The sequence below is a fragment of the Rhizobacter sp. Root1221 genome (assembly GCF_001425785.1).
GTDB lineage: Bacteria > Pseudomonadota > Gammaproteobacteria > Burkholderiales > Burkholderiaceae_C > Rhizobacter.
In genome coordinates this window covers 137,498-154,185 of the sequence record NZ_LMDI01000007.1, presented here as the reverse complement: position 1 = coordinate 154,185, position 16,688 = coordinate 137,498, and the positions used below count along the sequence as shown (strand labels likewise).

Annotated in this window: 14 protein-coding genes and 1 pseudogene; 6 read left to right on the top strand and 9 right to left on the bottom strand. The window is 67.8% G+C overall.

From position 1 onward, the window contains the following. Positions 1 to 1,429 (bottom strand): annotated as a pseudogene (locus ASC87_RS07250) (RHS repeat protein); the annotation flags it as partial. A gap of 1,046 nt (positions 1,430 to 2,475) precedes the next feature. Here ASC87_RS07250 and ASC87_RS07240 point away from each other — a divergent pair. Continuing rightward, positions 2,476 to 2,859 (top strand): hypothetical protein, encoded by a 384-nt coding sequence (locus ASC87_RS07240; RefSeq protein ID WP_056658880.1) that lies wholly within the window; start codon positions 2,476 to 2,478, stop codon positions 2,857 to 2,859. A gap of 343 nt (positions 2,860 to 3,202) precedes the next feature. Here ASC87_RS07240 and ASC87_RS07235 read toward each other — a convergent pair whose 3' ends face one another. Both ASC87_RS07235 and ASC87_RS07230 read right to left on the bottom strand, forming a co-directional pair. Then, the gene (locus tag ASC87_RS07235) at positions 3,203 to 3,640 is read right to left on the bottom strand and encodes a hypothetical protein (RefSeq protein WP_056658877.1); all 438 of its coding nucleotides are present in this window, start codon (positions 3,638 to 3,640) and stop codon (positions 3,203 to 3,205) included. A gap of 1 nt (position 3,641) precedes the next feature. Further along, entirely contained in the window at positions 3,642 to 4,199 is a 558-nt protein-coding gene (locus tag ASC87_RS07230) for a low affinity iron permease family protein (protein WP_056658874.1), read from the bottom strand. 230 nt (positions 4,200 to 4,429) lie between these two features. Here ASC87_RS07230 and ASC87_RS07225 point away from each other — a divergent pair, with 230 nt between their 5' ends. The 3 genes from ASC87_RS07225 to ASC87_RS07215 are packed head-to-tail and all read left to right on the top strand — an operon-like array spanning position 4,430 to position 6,116. Continuing rightward, positions 4,430 to 4,903 carry a hypothetical protein gene (locus ASC87_RS07225; RefSeq protein WP_056658871.1) on the top strand — a complete coding sequence of 158 codons (474 nt, stop codon included), beginning with the start codon at positions 4,430 to 4,432 and terminating at the stop codon, positions 4,901 to 4,903. A 10-nt stretch (positions 4,904 to 4,913) separates the two neighbouring features. Beyond that, positions 4,914 to 5,432, top strand: coding sequence for a hypothetical protein (locus ASC87_RS07220; RefSeq protein WP_157603883.1), 519 nt, complete (start codon positions 4,914 to 4,916; stop codon positions 5,430 to 5,432). 45 nt (positions 5,433 to 5,477) lie between these two features. Then, a complete protein-coding gene (locus tag ASC87_RS07215) occupies positions 5,478 to 6,116 on the top strand; it encodes a hypothetical protein (protein ID WP_056658866.1) in 639 nt (212 codons plus the stop codon). 25 nt (positions 6,117 to 6,141) lie between these two features. Here the strand turns inward: ASC87_RS07215 and ASC87_RS07210 are convergent, their stop codons facing one another. The 4 genes from ASC87_RS07210 to ASC87_RS07195 form a co-directional block, all read right to left on the bottom strand. Beyond that, a complete protein-coding gene (locus ASC87_RS07210; protein ID WP_056658863.1) occupies positions 6,142 to 6,948 on the bottom strand; it encodes an oxidoreductase in 807 nt (268 codons plus the stop codon). A gap of 60 nt (positions 6,949 to 7,008) precedes the next feature. Beyond that, complete coding sequence (locus ASC87_RS07205; RefSeq protein WP_056658859.1) at positions 7,009 to 10,095, bottom strand: efflux RND transporter permease subunit; 3,087 nt, start codon at positions 10,093 to 10,095, stop codon at positions 7,009 to 7,011. Beyond that, the gene (locus tag ASC87_RS07200; protein ID WP_056658856.1) at positions 10,092 to 11,207 is read right to left on the bottom strand and encodes an efflux RND transporter periplasmic adaptor subunit; all 1,116 of its coding nucleotides are present in this window, start codon (positions 11,205 to 11,207) and stop codon (positions 10,092 to 10,094) included. The genes ASC87_RS07205 and ASC87_RS07200 overlap by 4 nt, the downstream gene beginning before the upstream one ends. Before the next feature lie 83 nt (positions 11,208 to 11,290). Next, positions 11,291 to 11,908 (bottom strand): TetR/AcrR family transcriptional regulator, encoded by a 618-nt coding sequence (locus tag ASC87_RS07195; RefSeq protein ID WP_056658853.1) that lies wholly within the window; start codon positions 11,906 to 11,908, stop codon positions 11,291 to 11,293. Positions 11,909 to 12,008: 100 nt separating this feature from the next. Between ASC87_RS07195 and ASC87_RS07190 the strand changes: the two genes are divergently transcribed. Continuing rightward, positions 12,009 to 13,469, top strand: a complete 1,461-nt coding sequence (locus tag ASC87_RS07190) for an efflux transporter outer membrane subunit (protein WP_056658850.1) — start codon at positions 12,009 to 12,011, stop codon at positions 13,467 to 13,469. On the opposite strand, the gene ASC87_RS07185 is transcribed toward ASC87_RS07190, so the two are convergent. Further along, positions 13,462 to 14,583 (bottom strand): HAF repeat-containing protein, encoded by a 1,122-nt coding sequence (locus tag ASC87_RS07185; RefSeq protein ID WP_056658847.1) that lies wholly within the window; start codon positions 14,581 to 14,583, stop codon positions 13,462 to 13,464. The two genes, ASC87_RS07190 and ASC87_RS07185, sit on opposite strands and share 8 nt — an antisense overlap. A 191-nt stretch (positions 14,584 to 14,774) precedes the next feature. On the opposite strand from ASC87_RS07185, the gene ASC87_RS07180 reads away from it, so the two are divergent. Next, positions 14,775 to 15,230 (top strand): response regulator, encoded by a 456-nt coding sequence (locus ASC87_RS07180; RefSeq protein WP_056658844.1) that lies wholly within the window; start codon positions 14,775 to 14,777, stop codon positions 15,228 to 15,230. On the opposite strand, the gene ASC87_RS07175 is transcribed toward ASC87_RS07180, so the two are convergent. Then, the gene (locus ASC87_RS07175; RefSeq protein ID WP_056658841.1) at positions 15,182 to 16,681 is read right to left on the bottom strand and encodes an aldehyde dehydrogenase family protein; all 1,500 of its coding nucleotides are present in this window, start codon (positions 16,679 to 16,681) and stop codon (positions 15,182 to 15,184) included. The two genes, ASC87_RS07180 and ASC87_RS07175, sit on opposite strands and share 49 nt — an antisense overlap. Positions 16,682 to 16,688 lie beyond the last annotated feature (7 nt).

Sequence of the window (16,688 nt, the reverse complement as noted above, 5' to 3'; positions counted from 1 at the left end):
AGCCGGCGACCGCATAGGCCTCGCCACCGAACTTCAKCGTGGACACCCGGTTGCCGAAGGTGTCGTAGCGGTGCTCGGTGACCCGGCCTTCGGGGGAGATGACGAAGCGCAGCTGGTTGCGCCCGGCGCTGTCGTAGACGTAGCGGGTGGTGAGCGGGAGGCTGGGCTGTGCGGCACCGGCGCCATCGGTGTCGGCCACGACGTAGGCGGTCTCGGTGAGGAGCTGGTTGCGCGCGTCGTAGGTGCGGGTGACGGTGTTGCCGGCGGCGTCGCGCTGCAGCGTCTGGTTGCCGCGGGTGTCGTACRCCATGTCGACGGTGCGGCCGGCGGGGTCGGTGACCTGGGTGAKGTCGCCGTTGGTGTTGTAGGTGAAGGCCGTGACCTGGGAGGCGCCGCCCACGGGCGGGGCGGTCACGCGCACGAGYTGGCCGCTGGTGTCGTGGTCGTAGAGGGTGCGCAGGCCCAGYGGGTCGGTGACGGTGGTGCGGCGCGCGGCGGTGTCGTAGGCGAAGGTGGTGACCTGGCCGAGCGCGTCRCGCACGGTCTCGATGCGGTGCTCGCCGCCCACCTGGACGTAGGTGAAGGCGAGGCTCGTGCCGTCGCCCTGGGTGACGGAGGCCACGCGGGTGCTGGTGCCGTCGTAGGTGTAGGCGGTGACGTAGGTGCGGCCGTCGGCCACCGAGTTGTCCTCGGGGGAGAGGTCGACGATGACGGTGGACAGGCGGTTGCTGGTGTCGTAGACGTAGCGGGTGCGGGTGGTGGTCTGCGCGCCGGTGGGGGAGGCGGTGACGGTGCGGACCTGGGTGAGGTTGTTGCCGCTGTAGTCGAGGTAGGTGGTCTCGCCGCTGGCGCCGGTCATGCTGGCGAGCTTGCCGGCGGCGTCGTAGGTGTAGGTGAGGGTGTTGCCGCTGGTGTCGGTGAGGGWCAGCAGGCGGCCGGAGGTGGTGTCGTAGCGTTCCTGGGTGCCGGAGTCACCGTCGGTCCAGGCGTACTGGCCGGAGGCGGCGTCGAAGGCGATGCTGTCGTAGGCCCCGCTGCCGGCGGTGGAGACGTAGCGCSCGGAGGTGGTGTCGTAGGTGTAGGTGGCCTGGCTGCCGTCGCGGTCGGTGCGCACGAGGGTGCTGCCGGCGGTGTTGCGGGTGCCGGTCAGGCGCAACTGCTGCAGGAAGATGCCGTGCGACCAGTTGTCGGCGTTGTCGTCGGAGAGCTGGCCCTGGCTGTTGTAGGTGCGGATGGCACCCACGTCGGCGCCGCGGCTCACGAGGAGGTCGTCGCGGTCTTGCAGCACGAGGTTGCCGTTGGCGACGTTGACGTAGGCGAGTTCGCCGTTGCGCCCCTGGCCGGCGGAGCCGGAGATGCCGCGCTGGCCGAGGGTGGCCAGGGACGTGAGGTTCAGGCCGAGGGTGTTGCCGCTGACGATCGCTACCATGTTTCTCTCTCCCGGGCGGCCACGTCGAGCACAGGGACGGGCCGCAGTTGTTTGCTTGGGTCGCAGGGGGGAAGCCCCTGGATCTCAACAAGACATCCGGGAAAATCGGGAATCGTTTAGTTGGGGAGAGATAATCCGACTGAGTTACTCGGGCAATGGCTAAACGAACGGCGAAAAGTCGGGACATACAGGGTGAAGGGGYCACGCCGGCTTWSCAGTGMTTCAGTGGCGGCCCCCTTYGTCTTGTCCATTGGCCGTGCCGCGCTTCCTGCGCCGCGCGGCTTTGTTTTGCCCGGTCTTGCCCGATCCACGAGCGAGGCCGGGATCGACTCACTCCAGGTGATGAACCATGAACACTCCTCCGGCATTCGGCGAAAAATTGAAACAGGCCATGGCGGCCAGTGCCCAGGGCGACGGTGAGACGGCGGTGCGGCTGTTCCGTGAAGCGGTCGACGAACAGCCCGGTTTCGCGGTGCCGCCGTTCCTGCTGGGTGCCGAGTTCGCCCAGATGGGGCGCATCGAGGAGGCCATCCAGGCCTTCGCCGCGGCGTTGTTGCTGGCGCCCGAGATGCACGTGGCGCGCTATCAACTCGGGTTGTTGCAGTACACGTCAGGCCAYGCGGCCCTGGCCCTGGTGACGTGGCAGCCGCTCACGCAGTTGCCGCAAGCGCATCCGCTGCGCGAGTTCGTGTTCGGTTTCGCGGCGCTGGCGGAGGACCGATTCGCMGATGCGATCACCCGGTTCCGCGCCGGCCAGGCGCTCAACACCGACAACGCGCCGCTCAACGGCGACATCCAGATGGTGATCGACCGGATCGAGGCGCTCGTTCGCTCGAATGCCGAGCAGTCGGCCGCAGCCGTGCCGGNCGACAACGCGCCGCTCAACGGCGACATCCAGATGGTGATCGACCGGATCGAGGCGCTCGTTCGCTCGAATGCCGAGCAGTCGGCCGCAGCCGTGCCGGAAGAGGGCGCCGATGCCGACGCCTCCCACGTGCTGCTGTCGAACTACCGGAACGGATCGTTCCACTGAAGGCTCGTCCTGCATGACATCGATCAACGGGGCCGCCGATGTGGCGGCCTTCATTCGCATGCAACTGGAGACCATGCGGGCGGCGCCAACGGCCCGCACGCGGGCGGTCGTCCAAGGCGACCGGAGCGCGCCTGCACCTCAGGCCGGCGACCTGCCGTCATTGGTGTTTCGGCGCATCCGTTTCATCGACCCGGCCGACCCGGACCGCAAGCGCAAGGTGTTCGGTGTCTTCATCGAATCGGTGCTGCTGTTCGAACTGGGTGAAGCGTTGATCAACGATCCCAAGTTCTACGAACTGGTTGCCCACGTGCAGGCCCGCATGGCGGAGGACCCCGGGTTGGCCAAATCGATGGATGAGGCGGCCGAGAGGCTCGTGGCCATGTTGCCGGGCCGCTGATCCGCGGGGTAGGTGGCAGCGGCGCCCACCGTGACTTCCGCCGCGAGGCGGATCCGCCGGTGGTGTGAGCAGCGGCGTCAGTCTCTCAGGACAGCGCGCTGGCCTCGGTGAGCCCGGCGCGTTCGAGCAGCGCCTGGGGCTCGCCGTCCCCCGCCCCCGCCACGGTGACCGCGGCGTGAGGGAACGGGTCGCCATGCGCGGCGAACGCGCGCACGCGCAACTCCAGCGNCAGTTCACCGGTGCCACGGCGGGCAAGGGCGGGGCGGTCGCCGCGTTCGTGGCCGCACTCGGTGCACACCGTGACTTCCGCCGCGAGGTGGATCCGCCGGTGGTGTGAACCGAGTCAGGACAGCGCGCTGGCCTCGGTGAGCCCGGCGCGTTCGAGCAGCGCCTGGGGCTCGCCGTCCCCCGCCCCCGCCACGGTGACCGCGGCGTGAGGGAACGGGTCGCCATGCGCGGCGAACGCGCGCACGCGCAACTCCAGCCGGTCCGCCACGATCGCACTGGCCCGCCGCACGTCGGCCACGGTGGGGGCGACGATCAGTACCGCGAAACATCCGGTGTTCCGGGGGGCGGCCACGTCGCTGTCGCGCACCATCGTGGCCAGGGCATCCAGGCAGCCCGGTGGCGCGTTCACCGCCACCAGGGCGAGGCCGGACCCTTCGCGGCGGGCCTGTGCCAGCGCACAGCGCACGCGGTCGTCGAACGTGTCACGGTGCGGCGCAACGCCGCCGGACAGTGCGCGGGCACAAGGGTGGGCGTGTGCTGGTTGCGGGCCCATGTCACTTGGCCGTCAGCGGTTCGCCCGCGCGGGCGGGCAGGGCGGGCAAGCCTTCCTCGTCGATCGAATGCGGTTCCTTGCGGTTGCCGGCCACCTTCGCGCGTTCGGCAAGCCTCACGTACAGCGCGGCCACCTCGCGGAGGTCCTGCTCGTCGAGGTCTTCGATGCCGATCATCCGGTTGCTGGCGTTCTTGTTCGCCGCCAGCAGTTCGTTGAGCTTCAGGTGCAACGCCACGCTGTCCTTGTTCTGGCTCTGCTGGATCAGGAACACCATCAGGAACGTGACGATGGTGGTGCCGGTGTTGATGACGAGTTGCCACTTCTCCGAGAAGCCGAACAGCGGCCCCGTCACGCCCCAGGCCAGCACCGTGAGCAGAGCGGCGCAGAACGCCGTGGGAGAGCCCGCCCCGCGTGTGACGGCGGAGGCGAAGCGGTCGAATGCGGTGAGGGCGGCCGAACGGGCCGCGTACGAGGCGCTGGTGGTCGTGGGCATCGCACCGAGTGCCCCATCGGGCGGATCGGTTGCGGCTTCGTTGATCGGGGGGCTCTTGGCCGGCATGGCGGGAACTCGTGATTCCTGGAGTTCGCATCGTCGCGCATCCCGAGCGCCATGTGTGTAGGAATCCGCCCTATCCATTCGTGGGTGCTCGTGGTAGTTGGCACGCCAGGTGGACTTTGCGCACCACCTGTCCCGGGGGGGCCGGGGCTGGATCGTCCTCCATCAACGGGATGTGACGGTGTGGATGGATCCCTAGCATCGGCCGCCTACTTCAATCACCAGGGATTCACATGACGACGATCACCCAATGCGCTGCCACCGCTGTTCTTGCGGGCAGCGCGCTCATGGGGCTGCACGGCCCGGCCGCAGCGTCAGCCACCATCGAACAGGCCTCGATCTGCCAGCCCTATTTCAACGATCCGGTTGCCAACCTGCGCCGCACGGTCAACAGCATCAAGAACATCGCTGCGGAGCCGAAGGCTGTGATATGCCCCGTGGTGCGATCGCAGGATCCGACGGCTTTCGGCATGTGGACCTACGTCACCGGCAACCTCGCGAATAGCGGCAAGGTGACATGCACGGTGTGGAGTGCCACTGGAAAGGGCGTTCTCATCGGGGGGACGGCTTCCTCGTTCACCGGCACGGGGGACTTTGAGTTGGGCCTGCCGCTGCAGCAGGCGATGGTGCCGTCGTTGTCCGCGCAGAGTGTCGTGTGCACGCTACCGCCGGGCGGCAGCTTGTTCGGCATCACGCAGATTCTGTGAGATGCCTCGTGTGCGCGACTCGCTCGACAACAACACTGATCCGTCCGGATCACAAAGGATTCCGATGACAACCACACAACGAGCCGTCTCCACGGCTCTCGCCCTCGGCGCCCTCCTGGGGGTGCAAGGTTCGGCCTGCGCGGCGTCCACCACGGTGCATGCCTCGATCTGCGTGGCCGAGGACATCATTCCGGCGACGGACCTGGCGCGGGGGATCGATGGCCTGACCAACAAGTCGTCGGAGACGGCGTATATCGCCTGCCCGATCGTGCGCTCGAAAGATCCGTCGGCGGCCGGTATGCATGCCTTCGTCAGCGGCTTCGTCCCGAACGGTACGCTCTGGTGCACGCTGTGGAGTGCGAAGAAGTCCGGCGGGGCCATCGGGCAGGCGTTCAACTTCACCGGCCCTGGCACGTTCCAGCTGGGGAATTTCCTCTCGCAGGCCGAAATGCCCTGGCAATCGGTGCAGAGTGTCGAATGTTCTTTGCCCCCGAACGCGCAGCTGTTCAACATCACGGTGATCCTCTGAGGGGCGGCCATGTCAAACGAATGCCAAGGACCGTCCAGGTCTCGCATGCTTCATCAACTCGCGCACGCGACGGTCGCCGCGACGGCCGTCGCCTTGTCCGCGGGTTGCGGCGGCCTCACCGACGACCCACCGGCGCCACAGGTGCGGGCCGCCGCGCCCTCCGTGGCCGGTGGCCCGCGGGACACCGGAGTCGCCGTGCCGCAGCGCGCGCCAGACGACACCACGCTGGCCGATCAGGTGGCGCTGCTTCGCCGCGAGGTGGCCGACCTGCGCGTTCAGGTCGCGCACCTGCCCGGCGCAAGGCAGGCCGAGGCGGATGGGCCGCGCAGGCTCCCGAGCCCGGAAGCCAACGCCGAGGCGGAGCAGGCCGAGCGAATGCGCATGGCCTCGAGCGAATCGGCGTTCCGCAATGAGCCGGAGGACACCCGTTGGAGCCGGGGCGCGGTGGAAAGCGTGCGCGGTGTGTTCCTGCAAGGCGAGGCGGGGCAACGCGACGACCTGCGCAACGTCGAGTGCCGATCGCGCAGCTGCCGGGTCGAACTCGGCGCCGACCCCGCCCGCGGCGGTGCCGGTGACGTGTCCGGACGCATGCTGCAGCTGGCGCAGACCTTTCCCAACGTCTTGGTCGGCCAGGTTGACCAGGGCGATGGCCGCAAGGCCACCGTGCTGTACCTGTCGCGATAGGGGCGGGCGGCCTGGCGAGGCGATCTCACGCCAAGCCGAGCGACTTCCTCAGGCTCGCATCGACGGCGCCTGCAGGCATGAAGCGGCGCAGCTTGCTCACGAGGGATGCGTGCCCGGCCGGCGTGCGGCGCATGCGCCAGGGGCCAAGCGCCGCTTCGACGATCGTGTTCGCTACCGCGGCGGGTTCAGGTGCGCCGCTGACACTCGCGGCGACCGCCCGGGACGCCAGATCGCGTTCGCGGTCGTAGTCCGGGATCTTCGACGTCGCCAGAGGCGAGTTGGCGTCCAGGTGGGTCTTGGTGTATGACGGCTCGACGAGTGTCACGCGGATGCCGAACTGGCGCACCTCGTGGTCCAGGGTTTCGGACAGCCCCTCCACCGCATGCTTGGAGGCCGAGTAAAGGCCCATGTACGGCGCGGGCAGGAAGCCCAGCACCGAGCTGACGTTGACGATCCTGCCTTGGCCTTGCTTGCGCATGTGCGGGAGCGCCGCCTGCGTGGTGCGCAAGATGCTGAACACGTTGGTCTCGAAGAGCAAGGCGGCTTCGGGGACCGTTGTTTCCTCCACGGCGCCGATCATGTTCATGCCCGCGTTGTTGACCAGCACGTCAATGCGGCCAGCCTGTTCGATGGCCCGCTGGACACCCTGCTGGACGGACACGTCGTCACGGACGTCCATCTCCAGGAGCTCGACGCCGGGCAGCGGGACCGCCTTGCCGAGGCTGCGCACGGTGCCGAACACCCGGCAACCCCGCCTGGCGAAATGCTGTGCGGCGGCGCGTCCGATGCCCGATGACACGCCGGTGATGAGAACAACTTTTGATTTCGTCATGGTAGATTTTTTCTCAATGCAGATGAAGGTCGGGTTCAGCGGCGGCGCAAGCCGCGACGTTCATGCAGGCTCCTCGACCAACGATTCGGCGCCGGCGGGTTTGATCCGGAACCAGATGGCATACATGGCCGGCAGGAACACGAGCGTCAGGATCGTCCCGGCCAAGGTGCCGCCGATCAGCGTGTAGGCGAGCGTTCCCCAGAACACCGAATGGGTCAGCGGGATGAAGGCCAGGATGGCGGCCAAGGCCGTCAGGATCACCGGTCGGGCGCGCTGCACGGTGGCCTCGACCACCGCTTGAAACGGATCCAGGCCGTCCTGCTTGTTGTGGTGGATCTGCCCGATCAGGATCAACGTGTTGCGCATCAGGATGCCCGACAGCGCCACCAGGCCGACCAGCGCATTGATGCCGAACGGCTGCTGGAACAGGATCAAGGTGGGCACCACACCGATCAGGCCCAGCGGGCTGGTCAGGAAAACCATCACCATCGCGGAGATCGAGCGCACCTGGAGGATGAGGATGATCAGCGTGATTGCCAGCATGATGGGGAAGAGCGGCAACATCGCTTTCGTCGCCTTGCCTGACTCTTCGATGGAGCCGGCCTGCTCGATGCGGTAGCCACCCGGCAGCTTGTCCATGATGGGTTGCAGCTGCCGAACGATGGCGGCTGACACGTCCGGCGGCTGCAAGCCATCGGCGATGTCGCCCCGCACGGTGATCGTCGGCATGCGATCGCGGCGGCGCATGATCGGCTCTTCCATGCGCACCTCCACCGTGCCCAACTGCGACAGCGGGATGCGTTGCCCATTGGCACCCGCCAATGTGAAGTCGGCAATCCTGGCGGGGTCCAGCCGATTGCTGCCCGCCGAACGGGCCACGACCTGCACCGTGCGAATGTCCTCACGAACGGCGGTGACGGGCGCACCGCTCAGCAGGAACTGCAGTTGCTGGGCGACCGTGCTGGAGTTCAGCCCGACGGACTGCAAGCGGTCTTGCTGCAGGCTGAAGTGCAGCGCGGGTGTGCGCGTGCCCCAGTCCGAGTTGACCGTGCGCATCATGGGACTGGCATTCAAGACCTGCTGCACCTCGGCAGCGATGCTGCGCAGCTTGTCCGGGTCCGGACCCGTGACCCGGTAGGCCACCGGGAACGGCGAATAGGGCCCGAACACGAGCTGCGTGACCCGCACCCGCGCCTCGGGGACGAGGCCTCCGGCGACGGCCTGGCGCAGCCGCATTTTCAAGGCGTCGCGTTCGTCCTGGCTGTCGGTGCGCACCACGATCTTGGCAAACGAGGGATCGGGCAGTTCCGGTCCCATGGCCAGGTAGAAGCGAGGCGCGCCCTGGCCGATGTAGGCCGTGACGATCCTGGCTTCGTCCTGTTGGGTGAGCCAGGCCTCCACTTTGGCGGTGGCGGCGCTGGTTTGGGCGATCGACGTGCCATAAGGCATCTGCACCTCCACCAGCACCTCCGGACGGTCAGAGATCGGGAAGAACTGCTTCTTGACCACGGCCATGCCGAGCACGGACACCACGAACAGGCCGACGACCGAGCCAGCGACCAGCCACTTCCGCGAGATGACTTGCGCCAGCACCCGGCGGAAGCGGTTGTAGCGCGGCGTGTCGTAGAGCGCGCCGTGACCGCCTGCGGCCTTCTCGAAGTCGGGCAGCAGCTTGACGCCCAGGTAGGGCGTGAAAACCACCGCGACCACCCAGGATGCGATCAGCGCGATGCCGACGATCCAGAACATGTTGCTGGTGTATTCGCCCGCGGTGGATGCGGCAAAGCCATTGGGCATGAAGCCGACGGCCGTGACCAGCGTGCCGGACAACATGGGTGCGGCGGTGTGGCTCCACGCATAGGCGGACGCGGCGATGCGGCTGTAACCCTCCTCCATCTTCACGACCATCATCTCGATGGCGATGATGGCGTCGTCCACGAGCAGGCCCAGCGCCAGGATCAGGGACCCCAGCGTGATGCGGTCGAAGTTCTTGCCGGTGGCGGCCATCACCACGAAGACGGCCGCGAGTGTCAGTGGCACCGCCGCCGCCACCACGACCCCGACGCGCCATCCCATGCTGACGAAGCACACCAGCATGACCACCAGCAGCGCGGCGAAGAACTTGACCATGAACTCATCGACCGCGGAGCCGATGTTGACGGCCTGGTCGGTGACCTTGGACAAGCTCATGCCCAACGGCAGTTCAGCGTTGATGTTGCCCACCTCGCTGTCCAACGCCTTGCCGAGGTCGAGTCCGTTCCACCCGTCGCGCATCACCACGCCGAGCAGCAGCGCGGGTTCACCGCCGTTGCGGATCATGAACGTGGAGGGATCTTCGTACCCGCGCTCGACGGTGGCGATGTCCGCCAGCTTCAGCGTGCGCCCCTGCGCCACGACCGGGGTGTCGCGGATCTTCTGCAGTTCGTCGAACGCGCCGTCCAGGCGGACGAACACTTGCGGCCCCTTGGTTTCCACGGAGCCGGCCGGCGTCAGGGCATTCTGTTGATTGAGCGCGGCGAACACGTCCTGCGGGCTCAGGCCCAAGGTGGCCAGCCGCTCATGCGAGAACTCGACATAGATCCGCTCGGACTGCTCGCCGATGATGTTGACCTTCTTGACCCCCGCCACATGGAGCAGCCGCTGCCGCAAGGTTTCCGCGTCGCGTACCAGCAGGCGCTGCGGTTCGCCTTGGGCCTTGAGTGCAAACAGGGCAAAGGTGACGTCGGCGTATTCGTCGTTGACCATCGGGCCGATCACGCCGGCCGGGAGGTTGCCGGCCTCGTCTCCGACCTTCTTGCGGGCTTGGTAGAACTGCTCCGGCACCTGCGAAGGTGGCGTGCTGTCGAGCAGCGTCAATGTCGTGAAGGCCAGGCCGGGCCGAGTGTAGGTCTCGGCACGGTCGTACCAGCGCAGTTCCTGCATGCGCTTCTCGAGCTTCTCGGCGACTTGATCCTGCATTTCCTGCGCCGTGGCCCCAGGCCAGGCGGTGATGATCGTCATCACCTTGACCGTGAAGGCCGGGTCTTCGGCGCGGCCCAGCTGGAAGAACGAAACAAGTCCCGCCAGCGAGATCAGGCAGATCAGGAACAGGGAGACGGCGCGCTCGCGTACGGCGAGCGAAGACAGGTTGAAACGACCTTCGCTCACGGACGGCTTCCCTCGGTCGCGGTGTTGACCGCCTGGCCCGCCACCCGCACCAGGTCGCCTTCGCGCAGCAGGTGGGCCCCCAGCGCGACGATCCGCGCGCCTTGCTGCAGTTGGCCGGCGATGCGTGCGCCGTCGTCACTCAGGTGCTGGACCGCGACGGGACGCCAGCTCACTTTCGCGGGCTCGCCATCGACCACCCACACCCCGGGTCCTTTCCCAGCGTCGAACAACGCGCCGATCGGCACCTGCAAGCCGTTTGACGTGGCCGGCTGTCCATTGGGAATCTGGATCGTGACGGTGGTGCCCAGGGGCGCGTTGGCGAGTTCTCCCTCGAGCACATACCGCGCTTCGAACGTGCGGGTCAGTCGGTCCGCGGAGTCCGAGAGTTGCCGCAGCTTGACCGGAACGGCAACGGCCTCTCGGCCGAAGAGGGTGGCCTGTCCGGCGGAACCCAGCGCCGGGCGCAGGGTTTCCGGCAACTGGACCAGGGCTTCGCGGCGTCCGGCATGGGCCACCCGCACCACGACCTGCCCGGCGGCGACAACCTGGCCCGGTTCGGCAAGCGTTTCCAGGACGACCCCATCGGCATTGGCCACCAGCTCCGCGTAACCGTTTGCATTGAGGGCAACTTCGGCCTGGGCTTCGGCTGCGCTGAGTTGGGCCTTGGCGGTATCCGCGGCGGCCTTGACCTGGTCGTACGCGGAGGCCGAGATGGCCCCGGTTCCGCGCAGGTCGCGATAGCGGGCTTCCTCCTCCGCCGTTTGCCGGGCCCGCGCTCGCGCGCCAGCCACCGCTTCCCGCTGCGCATGGGCCGCGAGCTTCAGGTCGGCGGCATCGATGCGCATGAGCGGCTGGCCGCGCTTGACGGTCTGCCCGGTGTCGACGAGCCGTTTCAGCACCTTGCCCGGGACACGAAAGCCCAGGTCGCTTTGCACACGGGCCGCTACGGTTCCCGTGAAGGAGCGCGCCGCAGCACTGGCCCCCTGGACGATGGCGACACGCACCATCGGCAGTTCGGTGCGTGGATCAGCGTGCGGTTTTTCGCTGCATGCGGCCAGGGCGAACGGCAATGCACAGATGACGGTAGAGGCAAGAAGGCTGCGCCGGAGCATGAGAGTCCCATCGACGAATGATCAGGACGTCCATTCTGGGTCCAGTGACCAAATCAGTCAATAGTCACGCATGCACTTGGGCTTCACGGCGACAAACTGCGGAGCACCAGGCCGGACAATCGCGCCGGCGCCTCATCGGTGTAGTCGAGGCTGTGCTGCAAGAGCAGCGGATTGAGATACGGGCGCATCACCAGGTGGATTGCCATCGTGGTTTCATCCAGGGGCGTCTTGCGCTCGAAATCTCCGCTCTGCCGGCCCTCCTGCAGGATGTCCTCGAGCAACTTGCGGATGTGCTCCTCGTAGACGATCGTCGCTTGCCACCGCTCGCTTGCCGCCGAAATGGCAATCTCGTAGAGCTTGCGATCCCGGGAAAACAAGCGAAGGCTCGCCTCGACAACCGCCTTGAACATGCGCCGCAGCTTCTCGGGCGGACGCCCGGCTTCGCCAACGGCCGCCCTGACCTCGGTCTCGATCTCGCGCAGGCAGTTCGCGCAGATCATCTCGCCAATGGCTTGCTTGGATTCGAAGAACTTGTAGACGTAGGCCTTGGAAAAGCCGATGGCCTTGGCGAGGTCGGAGACGGTTGTCTTCTCATAGCCGTACCGGCTGAAGTGCTCCGTGGCCGCGGTGACGATCTGGCTCCGCACATCATGGTCGGCTGGACCGCGGGCCGGGATGGGGTGGGTGGTCGCTTGGTTCATCGGGTGAAGCTTACCTGCCACTTGGTGGCTGGACAATGAGTGACCGTATGGTACATTGGTCACTCGCATTCGACGTTGCCCCTCGTGCCGAAAGAAGTCCATGCTGCCCAAAAGCGCTCTTGCCACCCTCCTTGTTGCCAGCCTCTCGGCCGGCTGCGCCGTCGGTCCCGACTACATCAGAACCGATGTGCCGATGCCGCAGCGGTACCTCGGCCAGCCCGCGGTAGACCAGCGGCCTGCCACGGCCCATGCTGACCTCGACACCTGGTGGACGGGCTTCGAGGACCCGCAACTGACCCGGTTCGTGACCTTGGCCCTGGCGCAGAACCTCGACCTCGCCCAGGCGTCCGCCCGCGTCAGCCAGGCGCGCGCGGGGCTTGGCGCGGCAAATGCCGCGTTGATGCCTTCCGGGCAGCTCAGTGGGCAGGCTGCCCGGGCCTACCAATCCGTTGAAACGCCTCTCGGGCAGGTGCTGGCGTCGACGCCCGATTTCGACCGGTACGGCAGTGCCTACGAGGCCAACCTGGGGGCGAGTTGGGAGTTGGATGTCTTCGGAGGCCTGCGCCGCGGCAAGGAAGCGGCGCTTGCCGAGTACCAGGCGTCGGAGGCCGGCGCAGTCGCCACCCGACTGGCCGTGGCGGCGCAGACCGCCGACATCTACATCAGCATTCGTGGACTGCAGACACGCCTGGACGTGGCCCGCCAGCAGGTCCAGACGCAAGAGAAACTGCTGTCGACCGTCCACCTTCTTCATGACAGGGGGCTGGCCGCCGAACTTCAGGTGCGGCAGGTCGAAGGTGCGCTTTACCAGGTCCGTGCGACCGTGCCGGCACTCGAAGCGGGTCTGGACGCCGCCACGAACGCGCTGGACGTGATGCTGGGCTCGCCGCCCGGAACGCACCGAATGGAACTGGCCGGCACCGGCGTGGTCCCGGTAGCTCCGAAGATCACGGTGACCGGGTCGCCTGGGGAGTTGCTCAGGCGCCGGCCGGACCTGATCGTGGCCGAGCGCCGCCTGGCCGCTTCGAACGCACGCATTGGCATTGCAATGGCCGAGTACTACCCCAAGCTTTCCCTGAGCGGGCTGATCGGCAGTGCGACATCGGTATCGGCTGGCAATCTGTTCAGCACCGGCGCCAGCCAGGCCGCCGGCGTGTTGGGCATGCGCTGGCGCCTGTTTGATTTTGGCCGCATCAACGCGCAGATCAGCCAGGCCAAGGGCCAGGAGGCCGAGATGCTGGCCGCCTACCGGCTTGCCGTGCTGCGCGCCACCGAGGACGTGGAGAACGCCTTCTCGGCCCTGGTCAAGCATGAAGAGCAGGCCGCCGTACTCACCCAGGGCGTGGACTCGCTCGGCCGGGCGCGAGGCGCTTCGTTTGCGGCCTATCAAAAGGGGGTGCTCAGCCTGATCGAGGTGTTGCAGGCCGACGAAAACCTGCTCCGTGCCTCCAATGCGCGAGCGCAAGCCCAAACGGATTCAGCACGTGCAGCGGTCGCCTCTTTCAGGGCCCTCGGCGGCGGCTGGCAACCGCCCGAATCCGAGGTGGTGGCGATCAAGTAGCCACTGCATCCACCTTGGCGCCCGAGTCGTGCACCAAGGCGCGTTGCCTCACGACCCGCCGCAACAACGGCAGCCCCATCAGCAGCATCAGCCACACCTGCGGCTCCGGTACCGGCGCGGCGACCATGCTCAGGATGAAGGACCGTTGCCGCCCATCGAAGAGGCCGGAGCCAATGATCTGGCCGCGGTTGTTGATGTCGTCGACGCCTGTGATGACCCAGTGCTCGGCCAACGCCGGATCGATCAGGCTGTTGAGGTCCACCAGGCCGGACGTACCGTCGCTCACGAACGCTCGGAAGCGGCTTGCGCCGTCGGTGAATTCGCCGCCGATCAGGCCGTGGTCGTTGATGGCGGTGGCGTTGCTGAACGCCGGATGGCCCAGGCCGCGGGTGTCGAGGTCGACCATGCCGGAGGCATCGGTGTAGAGGAAGGCGTGGGAGAGGCCGTCGGCGGTGCGCGCGTTGCCCACGACATCGCCGGCGTTGTTGATGCCGTGGGCCCAGCTGTAGTCGCCGCCCAAGTCCCCGAGGGACTGCACGCTCTGGCCATCCGAGCGGACGGCCTGCATGGTGGACAAGTCCTCCGACAGTCCGGCGACCTGGCCACGGTCGTTCAGCAAGTCGGTGACGAGGACCGACACGGGCATGCGTTCGTAGCCGACGCCGGGGGTATGCCGGTAGAAGCCGGAGTCGTCCCCGGGCCGGTAGCCGACGTACTGCCCGGCGTTGTTCACGGTGTACGCGCTGTATCCCGCGGGGAGGTACTCGAGCGGCTGCCCGGGCCGGTAGATGAACGAGCGGTCGTCCTGGCCTGACCAGCCCACCACCTGGCCCAGGTTGTTGAGCCCGTACCCGGTGAAGGACGAGTCCGCCTGCCGCCCGGCCAGCACGGACACGTCCGCGAGCCCACTGCCCGGGGTGTACAGGAAGGTGCCGTACCCCCCGCCGTGTCCGAGAACCTGGCCGGCGTCGTTGATCCGGAGGGCGAAGGCGCCCTGGCCGGTGAGCGCGCCCAGGTCGAACAACTCGTACCGGGGAAGGGCCTGGCTGGGCGTGCACACCACGGCGAGCACGGTGGCCCATGCGCTGGCAACGAGACTGGGGCGGAGGGGCACGGCGTTCTTTCGGAGTTGGGGCCCGGAAACATAGTCTCCTCGTGCCTGGCTCGCCATCCCCAGTTTGACGAGGTGGTGGTGGGCGCGATGTCCCGGGTCGCGCTGAACGCGCGTCCGGGAATCTCGTGCGTGGAACCACGAATGCAAAAGCCTTCGGCACCGACCATAGTCGCTCGCTCGAAGGAGAAAGCATGTCCGGCTCCACACCCCTGTTCCGCCACCCCGTCGCCTTGGTCGTCGACGACGATCCTGCCAGCCGCCAGCTGACAGCCGAGGCGCTGCGGCTCTTCGGTGTGGTGTGCGACTCGGCGGCCAACGGCCTCGAGGCGCTGCAGCGCATCAACGAGCGTCGCTACGAGATCGTGTTCATGGACGGGTGGATGCCGCAGTTGGACGGTTGGCAGGCGACCCGCTGCATCCGCCTGGAGGAGGCCAGGCAGGGCGTGGTGCCCCGCATGCCGATCATTGCGGTGACCGCGGGCGCGTCGCGTGGCGAAGTGCAGGGATGCCTGGACGCCGGCATGGACGACGCGCTGGTCAAGCCGATCGATTTCAGGCTGCTGCGGCAAGTGCTGGACCGCTGGTTGGCGCGCAGCCCTCACACGTCGAACTTCACCCCTTGCGCCAGTGGCAGCGCCGTCGAGTAGTTGACGGTGTTGGTGGCGCGCCGCATGTACGCCCGCCACGCATCCGACCCCGACTCGCGCCCGCCGCCGGTGTCCTTTTCGCCGCCAAACGCGCCGCCGATCTCGGCGCCCGACGTGCCGATGTTGACGTTGGCGATGCCGCAGTCGGAGCCGGTGGCCGACAGGAAGGCTTCGGCCTCGCGCAGGTCGTTCGTGAAGATGGCGGACGACAGGCCCTGGGGCACGCCGTTGTGCAACACGAGGGCCTCGTCGAAGTCGCGGTAGCGCATCAGGTACAGGATGGGCGCGAAGGTTTCCTCGCGCACCACGGCGGTCTGTGCGGGCATGCGCACGAGCGCGGGTTCGGCGTACCAGGCGTCGGGGTGCTCGCGTGCCAGCATGCGGGCGCCACCGGTCACCGTGCCGCCTTCGTCGCGCGCCCGGGCCAAGGCCTCCTGCATGTGGTCGAACGCGGCGGCATCGATCAACGGGCCCACGAGGGTGCCGGGCTCGCGCGGGTCGCCGATGGGCAGCCGGGCGCGGGCGCGCTCCAGGCGGTCGGCGAGGTCATCGAACACGCTGTGGTGCACCAGCACGCGGCGGGTGGTGGTGCAGCGCTGGCCGGCGGTGCCGTAGGCGCCGAACAGGATGCCGCGCACGGCGAGGTCGAGGTCGGCCGATGCGGTCACGACGATGGCGTTGTTGCCACCCAGCTCCAGCAGGCAACGGCCGAAGCGCTCGGCCACACGCGGTGCCACGGCGCGGCCCATGCGTGTGCTGCCGGTGGCCGACAGGAGCGCCACGCGCGGGTCGTCGGCCAGCACTTCGCCGAGCGACGCACCGCCCACCAGCACCTGCGACAGGTGGGGCGGCGCGTCCGCGCCGAAACGGGCCACGGCCCGTTCGAACAGCGCCTGCACGGCCAGCGCCGTCAGCGGGGTCTTCTCGGACGGCTTCCACACCACCGGGTCGCCGCACACCAGGGCGAGTGCAGCGTTCCACGACCACACGGCCACGGGAAAGTTGAACGCGCTGATGACCCCGACGACGCCGAGCGGGTGCCACTGTTCCATCATGCGGTGGCCGGGACGCTCGGACGCGATGGTGAGCCCGTGCAGCTGGCGCGACAGGCCCACGGCGAAGTCGCAAATGTCGATCATCTCCTGCACCTCGCCGTCGCCTTCGCTCGCGATCTTGCCCACCTCCAGCGTGACGAGCCGGCCGAGGTCGGCCTTGTGGCGGCGCAACTCGTCACCCAGCAGCCGCACCAGTTCGCCGCGGCGGGGCGCGGGCACCTGCCGCCACGCGAGGAAGGCCGACGCGGCGCGCGCAATGGCGTGCTGCATGTCGCGTGCGGTGTGGCCGTGCAGGTCGGCGAGGCGCCGGCCGTCGATGGGGGATCGCACCGGCAGGTCGCCACCGGTGAGGGCCGCGGCGGGCACGCCGAGGCGGGTCAACAGGTCTTCGGTCATCTCGGGC

Bases quoted from the DNA above. Each gene is read 5' to 3' on its own strand.
- ASC87_RS07240 (WP_056658880.1), top strand. From the start codon at position 2,476: ATGACATCGATCAACGGGGCCGCCGATGTGGCGGCCTTCATTCGCATG.
- ASC87_RS07235 (WP_056658877.1), bottom strand. From the start codon at position 3,640: ATGGGCCCGCAACCAGCACACGCCCACCCTTGTGCCCGCGCACTGTCC.
- ASC87_RS07230 (WP_056658874.1), bottom strand. From the start codon at position 4,199: ATGCCGGCCAAGAGCCCCCCGATCAACGAAGCCGCAACCGATCCGCCC.
- ASC87_RS07225 (WP_056658871.1), top strand. From the start codon at position 4,430: ATGACGACGATCACCCAATGCGCTGCCACCGCTGTTCTTGCGGGCAGC.
- ASC87_RS07215 (WP_056658866.1), top strand. From the start codon at position 5,478: ATGCTTCATCAACTCGCGCACGCGACGGTCGCCGCGACGGCCGTCGCC.
- ASC87_RS07210 (WP_056658863.1), bottom strand. From the start codon at position 6,948: ATGACGAAATCAAAAGTTGTTCTCATCACCGGCGTGTCATCGGGCATC.
- ASC87_RS07200 (WP_056658856.1), bottom strand. From the start codon at position 11,207: ATGCTCCGGCGCAGCCTTCTTGCCTCTACCGTCATCTGTGCATTGCCG.
- ASC87_RS07195 (WP_056658853.1), bottom strand. From the start codon at position 11,908: ATGAACCAAGCGACCACCCACCCCATCCCGGCCCGCGGTCCAGCCGAC.
- ASC87_RS07190 (WP_056658850.1), top strand. From the start codon at position 12,009: ATGCTGCCCAAAAGCGCTCTTGCCACCCTCCTTGTTGCCAGCCTCTCG.
- ASC87_RS07180 (WP_056658844.1), top strand. From the start codon at position 14,775: ATGTCCGGCTCCACACCCCTGTTCCGCCACCCCGTCGCCTTGGTCGTC.
- ASC87_RS07175 (WP_056658841.1), bottom strand. From the start codon at position 16,681: ATGACCGAAGACCTGTTGACCCGCCTCGGCGTGCCCGCCGCGGCCCTC.